This is a genomic window from Pedococcus sp. P2_E4, from assembly GCF_056403935.1.
Genome location: NZ_JBFUEO010000070.1, coordinates 1 through 8,588, shown reverse-complemented (window position 1 = coordinate 8,588; position 8,588 = coordinate 1). Strand labels below are relative to the sequence as shown.

Here is an 8,588-nt window from a genome sequence, read left to right as displayed (position 1 = left end):
GGCGCGAGGCGACCGGGCGCGAGGCGGCCGGGCGCGAGGCGACCGGGCGCGAGGCGCCCGCGCGCGGGGTGGACGCCACGGTGGAGCCGTGACCATCCGGCTGCTCCTGGCCGACGACCAGGCCCTCGTCCGTGGCGCCCTGGCCAGCCTGCTCGGCCTCGAGTCCGACATGGAGGTGGTGGCCGAGGTGGGGCGCGGGGACGCGATCCTGGCGGCGGCACGGGAGTCACGCCCGGACGTCGCGCTGGTCGACGTCGAGATGCCCGGGCTCGACGGCATCGCGGCGACCGCAGCCCTGCACGAGGCCTTGCCCGAGGTGCGCGTCCTCATCGTGACGACGTTCGGCAGACCGGGTTTCCTGCGTCGTGCCCTGCAGGCCGGCGCGAGCGGCTTCGTCGTCAAGGACACACCAGCGCGTCAGCTGGCCGAGGCCGTGCGTCGAGTGCACGCCGGGCTGCGGGTGGTCGACCCTGCCCTGGCCGCAGACTCCCTGGCCGGGGGCGAGTCGCCGCTGACCGGCCGCGAGACCGAGGTGCTGGTGGCGGCCCGGCAGGGTGGCTCGGTCGCCGACATCGCCCGCCAGGTCAACCTCAGCGAGGGCACGGTGCGCAACCACCTCAGCTCCGCGATCGGCAAGACGATGGCGCGCAACCGCGCCGACGCGGTGCGCATCGCTGACGAGTACGGCTGGCTCTAGCCCTCAGTCCTCAGCCGCCGGTCGCCACGGGTCGTCGCGGGTCGGTGATCCAGTCGCTCCAGGACCCGACGTAGAGCTCAGCCTCGACACCGATCTCGTGCAGCGCCAGCACCGACTGGGCCGCGGTCACTCCGGACCCGCAGTAGACGCCGACTCTCTTCGCGTCGAGATCGATTCCCTTGCGGGAGAACAGGTCCTGCAGCTCCGCAGGCGGCAGGAACGAGCCGTCCGGCCGGGCGGTGTCGGTGGCGGGGACGTTCACGGCCCCCGGGATGTGCCCCGCCACCGGGTCGATGGGCTCGGCCTCTCCCCGGAACCGCTCGGGCGCCCTGGCGTCGAGCAGTATGCCGTCGCGAGCCACCTGTGCAGCGCCACTCGCATCCAGCGGCTTGGGCCCACCGCCCGGGAGCGTGAGGTCGCTGGGATGCACGTCAGGTACCTCGCTGGTGGTGGGGCCGCCCGCAGCCCTCCAGGCAGCGAGACCGCCGTCGAGCACGCGCACGTCGCCCAGGCCGACGTGTCGCAGCACCCACCAGGCCCGCGCCGCAGCAGCCGAGGGACCCTGGTCGTAGACCACCACCGGCGCGCCGGCCTCCACACCGACCCGCCGAAGCGCTGCCTCGAGCGTGGCGTGATCTGGCAACGGGTGGCGTCCGCCGGCCCCGGGCGGCCCCGCCAGGTCTCGGTCGAGGTCGAGGAAGCGGGCGCCGGGGAGGTGCTCGGCGGCATACAGGTCCCGCCCGGGGGGACCCGCGGAGGTGGTGAGGTTCCACTGCACGTCGAGCAGGAGGACGTCGTCGGCGACGGACAGCAGGTCGTCGGCGGTGATGAGCGCACGCATTCGGCCAGTCAACCAGCCGGGTGCGAGAATGCGGGTGCCATGTCGACGTCCACCTCCACGAGTGCCACTGCCGTGCTCCCGCCCCTGCAGATCGGCCCCCACACCATCGAGTCGCCGGTCGTGCTCGCCCCCATGGCCGGCATCACGAACCGTGCCTTCCGCAAGCTGTGTCGCGAGTATGGCGACGAGGGGCTCGACGCGGGTGGCGCCAGCGGGGCGACCTCGCTGTACGTCAGCGAGATGATCACCTCCCGGGCTCTCGTCGAGCGGACCCCCGAGACGATGCGGCTCATCGAGCACGACCCCGACGAGGACCCCCGCTCGATCCAGCTCTACGGCGTCGACCCGGCGACCGTCGCGGCGGCCGTGCGCATGCTCGTGACCGAGGACCGCGCCGACCACATCGACCTCAACTTCGGGTGCCCGGTCCCCAAGGTGACGCGCAAGGGTGGCGGAGCCGCGCTGCCCTGGAAGAAGGACCTGTTCGCGGCGATCGTCACCGGAGCGGTCCGCGAGGCCAGCCCGTACGACGTGCCCGTCACCGTGAAGATGCGCAAGGGCATCGACGACGACCACCTGACCTACCTCGAGGCCGGGCTCATCGCCGAGCGCGCGGGGGTCGCGGCCGTGGCGCTGCACGGCCGGACCGCTTCCCAGGCCTACTCGGGCGAGGCGGACTGGTCGGCCATCGCCCGGCTCAAGGAGACCGTGCGCTCGGTGCCCGTGCTCGGCAACGGCGACATCTGGTCGGCCGAGGACGCCGTGCGCATGGTCCACGAGACCGGCTGCGACGGGGTCGTCGTGGGCCGTGGCTGCCTGGGCCGGCCGTGGCTGTTCACCGACCTCGCGGCGGCCTTCGCCGGGACGACCGCCCGCGCCGAGCCGACGCTGGGCGACGTGACGGCGACGATGCGACGCCACACCGAGTACCTCGTCGACTTCTACGGTGACGAGTACAAGGCCTGCCGTGACATCCGCAAGCACATCGCGTGGTACCTCAAGGGCTTCCCGGCCGGCTCGACCGTGCGCCACCAGCTCGCCCTCGTCAACTCGATCGAGGCGCTCGACCGGCTCATCGCCGGCATGGACCCGTCGGCTCCGTGGCCCGGGGACGCGGCCGAGGGCCAGCGCGGCCGTGCCGGGTCGCCGCGACACGTGGCCCTGCCCGAGGGGTGGCTCGACAGCCAGGAGCTCAGCGAGCAGCACCGCGAGGCGGTGGCCGAGGCCGAGCTGTCCGTCAGCGGCGGCTGAGTCCCGTCTCAGCCGGGTCTTTGCAGCGTCTACCGCGTCATCACGTGGCAGATCCTGCACCCACAGCAGCTCGGAGCCGACTGATCGCCTCGGGCACCTGCTCGGCGGTGACCCGCCGGAAGCCCATCGCCAGGCCCGGCCGAGGCCGCGTGCTGTGGAAGCGCACCGACACCGGCTCGAGGGCGACCCCGCGCCGGGCTGCCTCGGCGGCCACCGCGACGTCGTCGACCGAACGGTCGGTGAAGTAGGCGCAGACGTGCAGCCCGGCCGCCGACGGCAGCACCTGCAGGACGCCCTCGGGCAGAGAGTCGAGCCCGTCGAGCAGCGCGGCCCTGCGCTCCGCGTAGACCTTGGTGACCCGCCGGACGTGGGCTGACAGCAGGCCTTCCTCCATGAACCGCGCCAGCGCCCCGTGTGTCACCGCGTCGCCCTGCCAGTCGGTGAGGAGCTTGGCCTGGCGCAGGGTGTCCTGCAGTGACTGCGGGGCGATGAGGTAGCCCACCCGCAACGACGGCATCAGGGTCTTGCTGAACGAGCCGACATAGACGACGCGGCCGTCCCGGTCGAGGCTCTGCAGTGGTGCGAGCGGCCGGTCCTCGAACCTGAACTCGCTGTCGTAGTCGTCCTCGACCACGACGACGTTGCGTCGGGCTGCCCACTCCAGCAACGCGATTCGTCGTCGCAGCGACATCACGGCACCCGTGGGGAACTGGTGCGAGGGGGTGACGTACACCAGCCGGGCGCGGTCGGGCAGGGCGTCGACCACCAGCCCCTCCTCGTCGACGGGGACGCCCACCACGCGGGCGCCGTGCGAGCTGAAGAGGCGGACTGCCGCGGTGTAGCCCGGGTCCTCGACGACGACGGTGTCGCCCGGGTCGACCACGGTGCGGGCGACGAGGTCGAGAGCCTGCTGGGCGCCGTTGGTGAGCAGCACGTCACCAAGGCCTGCGACGACGGAGCGGGCCAGCCCGGCATACCGCGCGATCTCGCGCTGCAGGCCGGGGTGACCGTCGCCGGAGTAGGCCGTGGCGGCGAGCAGCGAGGGCCGCAGGGTCGCCGACACCAGCCTTCGCCAGGCGGCCAACGGGAACAGCGACGTGTCGGGCCCGCCCACCGACAGGTCAAGGGCGGTCGCAGGAGAGTCGAGCACCGGCGGTGGCAGGTGCTCCCACACCGCGCGGGGGCGGACGTCCCCCGCGGGGGCGCGACGGCTGCGGACCGCAGCCACCTCCTCGCAGACGAACGTGCCCGAGCCCGTGCGGGTCACGAGGAACCCCTCGGCCGTGAGCCGGTCGTATGCGGTGGCGACGGTCCCGCGGGAGCAGCCGAGCTGTTGGGCGAGAGCGCGGGTGGCGGGCAGCCGGGAGCCGGCCTGGAGCCTGCCGTCGGTGATCGCATCGAGGAGCTGCTGGTAGATCCGGGCGGCCCGGTCGCCGGGGCCGTCGAGCGTGATGAGCACTGGCGCCGAGGGCATGCACGCAGCCTAGAGTGGCCCAACTGGATTGGCCAGGAGTGGCTCTGCCGACAAGGCCAATCGTGCCGCAGGCTGGATGCATGACCACCACCGTCACCGCCCGCGGCCTGAGCCTCCCGCAGGGCTCCGCCCTGGCCATCGGCGCCGTGCTGGGCACTGGCGTGATCACGCTCCCGGCGCTCGCCGCCGGCATCGCCGGGCCGGCCTCGATCGTGGCGTGGGCCGCCCTGGTGCTGCTGAGCGTCCCGCTGGCCAGCACCTTCGCGGCGATGGGCGCGCGGCACCCGGACACCGGTGGGGTCTCGACATACGTGCGACAGGCTTTCGGGCCGAAGGCCTCCGCGGCCGTGGGCTGGTGCTTCTACTTCGCCGTGCCCGTCGGAGCGCCGCCCGCGTCGCTCATGGCCGGTGGCTACGTCGCCGACGCCGTGGGTGGCGGGCACCGGGTCGCTGTCGTCGTGGCCGTCGCGCTCATCGTCGGCGTGGGTCTGGTGAACGCAGCGGGGCTCCGCCTCTCGGGGAGGGTGCAGCTCGGGCTCACCGGCGTGCTGGCCACGCTGATGCTGCTCACGGTCGTGGCAGCCCTGCCGCACGCCAGGTGGGACCACCTCGCGCCGTTCGCGCCGCACGGCTGGKGGGCGGTCGGGTCGGCGGCTGCCCTGCTGGTCTGGGGTTTCGCGGGCTGGGAGGCCGTGGCCTCACTGGCGGGGGAGTACCGCGCCCCCCGTCGCGACGTCCCGCGCGCGACCACGGTCGCCTTGGTCGTCGTCGGGGTGCTCTACCTCGCCCTCGCGGCGACGAGCCTGCTGGTGCTCGGCCCGGCCACCGGTGCCAGCCGGGCTCCGCTGTCCGACCTCCTGGTCGCCGCCGTCGGGTCAGGTCTCGGAGGCGAGGTCCGGGCTGTCACCGCCGTCCTCGCGGTCCTGCTCACGGTCGGCGCCATGAACGCCTACTACGCAGGGGCCTCGAGGCTGGGCGCCGCGCTGGCCCGCGACGGCGCCCTCCCTGCATACCTCGCGCAGGGGTCCGGGCAGGGTGAGGTGCCGCGCCGCAGCCTGACCCTCATCGCGGTCCAGGCCCTGGTGTGGCTGGTGGGATCCGAGGTGCTGCACCTGGGCCTCAGCGCACTCATGCTGCTGGCCACCGGCTGCTTCACCCTCGTCTACGTCCTCGGCACCGCAGCCGCCGTGCGACTGCTGCCCACCCGGTCGGGCGTGTGGTGGACGGCCCTCGCGGCCTTCACGTCGGTGCTCGGCCTGCTCGCGCTGGGCGGCTGGCACGTCGCGTGGGCGCTCGCGGTCGCGGTCGCCGCTGTGGGCTACACGACCGTGGCTGGGCGTCGGACGGCCGTGGCAGGCTTGGGCCATGACGGGGAAGCGGGCGAAGCAGGTCGGGATGCCGGGAGGGACACCGGACAGGCCAGCGACGTTCTTCTCGGGGCCTGAGGAGTTCGCCGCCTGGCTCGAGGCCAACCACGACACGGCTACCGAGCTGTGGATGGGCCTCTACAAGAGCCACGTCGCCGAGCGCGGTCTCACCTGGGAACAGGCGGTCCCCGAGGCACTGTGCTGGGGGTGGATCGACTCGCGCTCGGAGCGCATCGACGAGGACGCCACCCGGCAGCGCTGGACGCCGCGCAAGGCCACCAGCAACTGGAGTGCCATCAACATCGCGGCCGTCGAGCGCCTGACTGCCGAGGGCCGGATGCAGCCGTCGGGGCTGGCCGCCTACGCGCTCCGACGCCCCGAGCGCTCCGGGATCTACTCCTACGAGGGTGCGGGCGACCTCGAGCTCGACCCGACCTACGCGGCACAGCTCGCCGACAGCCCCGAGGCGACCGCCTTCTGGGAGGTCGCCACGCCCAGCTACCGCAAGCTCGCCGTGCACTGGGTGATGACGGCCAAGCAGCAGGCCACCCGCGACAAGCGGATGGCACAGCTCGTCGACGACTGTTCGCACGGACGGCTGATCCCGAGCCAGCGCTACGGCACCCAGCCCAAGTGGGTGGAGCKAGGCGCCGAGGCAGCGCGGGCCGCCCAGGCAGCGCGGGGCGCCGAGGCAGCGCGGGGCGCCCGGCCCTAGGCTCGCCCCGTGGGATACGCCGAGGTCGACCGGGAGCGCTGGGTGCGCGAGGACCCGGTCACCAAGCGCGCCGACCGCGACGACTTCGCGCGCGATCGCGCCCGGCTCGTCCACTCCGCGTCGTTGCGGCGGCTGTCGGCCAAGACCCAGGTCGTGCAGCCCGGCGACGACGACTTCGTCCGCAACCGCCTCACGCACTCGCTCGAGGTGGCCCAGATCGGGCGGGAGTTCGGGGCTGCCCTGGGCTGCAACGCCGACGTCGTCGACACGGCCTGCCTGGCCCACGACTTGGGTCACCCGCCGTTCGGCCACAATGGTGAGCAGGCCCTCGACGCGGTGGCGGCCGAGATCGGCGGCTTCGAGGGCAACGCCCAGACCTTGCGCCTGCTCACCCGGCTGGAGCCCAAGCGGGTCCACCCCGACGGTCGCCCGGCGGGTCTCAACCTCACCCGCGCCACCCTCGACGCCTCGACCAAGTACCCGTGGCCGCGCGGCGAAAGTCCCACTCCCACCAGCAAGTTCGGGGTGTATGACGACGACCTGCCGGTCTTCACGTGGTTTCGGCAGGGCCAGTCCGGGGGCGGCCGGTGCATCGAGGCGGACGTCATGGACTGGTCTGACGACGTGGCCTACTCGGTGCACGACGTCGAGGACGCCATCGCGTCCGGCCGACTGGACCTGCGGTTGCTGCGCGAGCGCTCCGACGTCGACAGCGTGCTCGCGGTGGCGACGGGCCTCTACGCGTCGGACCTGGGTGTCGACGCCATGGGGGAGGCGCTGGAGCGCATCCTGGCCACCGGAGCGGTGCCCACGGCATACGACGGCTCGCGAGGTGACCGAGCCGCCCTCAAGGACATGACCTCGCGGCTGATCGGGCGGTTCGTCCTCGCCGTCGAGGCGGCGACCCGCGAGCGGCACGGCGCCGGCGACCTCACCCGCTACGACGCCGACCTGGTGGTGCCGGACGCCACCCGAGCGGAGTGCGCCGTGCTCAAGGCCGTGGCGGCGCATTTCGTCATGCACGCGCAGGAGCGGGTGGACGTGCTCACCGGTCAGCGCGAGGTGGTGCGCGACCTCGTCGCGGCCTACCTCGACGACCCGCTCGGGCGGCTCGACCCGGACCTGCTCGCCGACTGGAAGGCCGCCGACTCCGAGGCGGCCGCGCTGCGGGTGGTCGTCGACCAGGTCGCCTCGCTCACCGACGTGCGGGCGCTGCACCTGCACCGGATGTGGGGCTGAGCGGGCCGCGACGTTCGTCCATGCCGACGACGTGGCTGGAAGGTGGGTGCCCTGCCGCTCGCCTCCGCGCCCGGGTGTCGGTCCACGCCTGACCGCCCGCCGGACTCCAGTTGCCGACTGCCGCCGCTCCGCGGTTGCCCGCTGACCGACCGTGGGCATCCCGGCGGCCCCGCCCTGGGTGGGCGGGGTGTGGGGCGGGGTCACGCTGGTTCCTGCGCGGCGCGCCGGGCCAGGAGCTGGTCGTAGGAGCCGCGGGTCAGGTCCCACTGCACCCGCTCACCCTCTGGGCGGGTCACGACCTGCCCGGCGAGGCGGCGTTGGTGGACGATGGTGTGGTGCCGCTCGCACAACAACGCGGCGTTTCCCAGGTCCGAGGAGCCGAAGTCGGCCCAGTGCACCAGGTGATGACCGTCCGTCCAGGCCGGCGGGGCCCCGCAGCCGGGGTAGGTGCAGCCGCCGTCGCGCAGCCACAGGCGTCTGGTCTGGGCCGGGGTGAAGAACCGGACCGTGCGGCCCAGGTCGAGCACCTCACCCCGGGATCCCAGCACGACCGGGACCACCGAGGCGTCGCACGCCAGCCGGCGGACCGTCTCGGGCGCCAGGTGGGTGCCGGTGTCGAGCCCACCCAGGGTGGTGCCGGCGCCGACCTGGTCACGCAGGGACGCCCAGTCCATCGTCACCAGCAGCGTCGTCTTGGCGTTCTTGCCCACCGCATCGTCCACGCCCACCGCACGGCGCACCAGCTGAACCAGGGCGTCRCCGCGGCGCYGGTCGSWGCTGCGSAGGTCGCGTTCGCCGTCGACCGGCCGCGGCGCSGACAACGGCCCCAGCGCCGCCTCCAGCACCGCCCTGCCCGCGACATCCAGCACYAGCCGGTACTCCGCGATCCCGGTGCCGTCCTCGACCGGCTGCGACAAGCTCACGAACCGGGCCGCGGCGTCCTGCTCGAGCTGCAGCTGCCCGTCCCGSCCGTACTTSGCCAGCAGCGCGGGCCGCAGTCGGCG

8 protein-coding genes are annotated in these 8,588 nt (G+C 73.5%); 5 read left to right on the top strand and 3 right to left on the bottom strand.

Annotated elements, in window-relative coordinates:
* Positions 1–88 precede the first annotated feature (88 nt).
* The gene (locus AC1DV7_RS17860) at positions 89–697 is read left to right on the top strand and encodes a response regulator transcription factor (RefSeq protein WP_477598682.1); all 609 of its coding nucleotides are present in this window, start codon (positions 89–91) and stop codon (positions 695–697) included.
* Positions 698–707: 10 nt separating this feature from the next.
* Here the strand turns inward: AC1DV7_RS17860 and AC1DV7_RS17855 are convergent, their stop codons facing one another.
* The gene (locus AC1DV7_RS17855) at positions 708–1,538 is read right to left on the bottom strand and encodes a sulfurtransferase (RefSeq protein ID WP_477598681.1); all 831 of its coding nucleotides are present in this window, start codon (positions 1,536–1,538) and stop codon (positions 708–710) included.
* 39 nt (positions 1,539–1,577) lie between these two features.
* On the opposite strand from AC1DV7_RS17855, the gene dusB reads away from it, so the two are divergent.
* Positions 1,578–2,789 carry a tRNA dihydrouridine synthase DusB gene (gene dusB / locus AC1DV7_RS17850; RefSeq protein ID WP_477598680.1) on the top strand — a complete coding sequence of 404 codons (1,212 nt, stop codon included), beginning with the start codon at positions 1,578–1,580 and terminating at the stop codon, positions 2,787–2,789.
* Positions 2,790–2,829: 40 nt separating this feature from the next.
* On the opposite strand, the gene pdxR is transcribed toward dusB, so the two are convergent.
* The gene (gene pdxR, locus AC1DV7_RS17845) at positions 2,830–4,263 is read right to left on the bottom strand and encodes a MocR-like pyridoxine biosynthesis transcription factor PdxR (RefSeq protein ID WP_477598679.1); all 1,434 of its coding nucleotides are present in this window, start codon (positions 4,261–4,263) and stop codon (positions 2,830–2,832) included.
* Positions 4,264–4,343: 80 nt separating this feature from the next.
* On the opposite strand from pdxR, the gene AC1DV7_RS17840 reads away from it, so the two are divergent.
* Genes AC1DV7_RS17840 through AC1DV7_RS17830 form a run of 3 tightly spaced genes read left to right on the top strand, consistent with a single transcriptional unit; the run spans position 4,344 to position 7,584 of the window.
* Positions 4,344–5,708: an amino acid permease gene (locus AC1DV7_RS17840; protein ID WP_477598678.1), complete on the top strand. Its 1,365-nt coding sequence runs from the start codon at positions 4,344–4,346 to the stop codon at positions 5,706–5,708.
* Positions 5,629–6,345, top strand: a complete 717-nt coding sequence (locus AC1DV7_RS17835; RefSeq protein WP_477598677.1) for a YdeI/OmpD-associated family protein — start codon at positions 5,629–5,631, stop codon at positions 6,343–6,345. The genes AC1DV7_RS17840 and AC1DV7_RS17835 overlap by 80 nt, the downstream gene beginning before the upstream one ends.
* Before the next feature lie 9 nt (positions 6,346–6,354).
* The gene (locus tag AC1DV7_RS17830; RefSeq protein ID WP_477598676.1) at positions 6,355–7,584 is read left to right on the top strand and encodes a deoxyguanosinetriphosphate triphosphohydrolase; all 1,230 of its coding nucleotides are present in this window, start codon (positions 6,355–6,357) and stop codon (positions 7,582–7,584) included.
* A gap of 200 nt (positions 7,585–7,784) precedes the next feature.
* Here AC1DV7_RS17830 and AC1DV7_RS17825 read toward each other — a convergent pair.
* Positions 7,785–8,588: HNH endonuclease signature motif containing protein (locus tag AC1DV7_RS17825; protein WP_477598675.1), on the bottom strand; the 804-nt coding region annotated here is incomplete at its 5' end.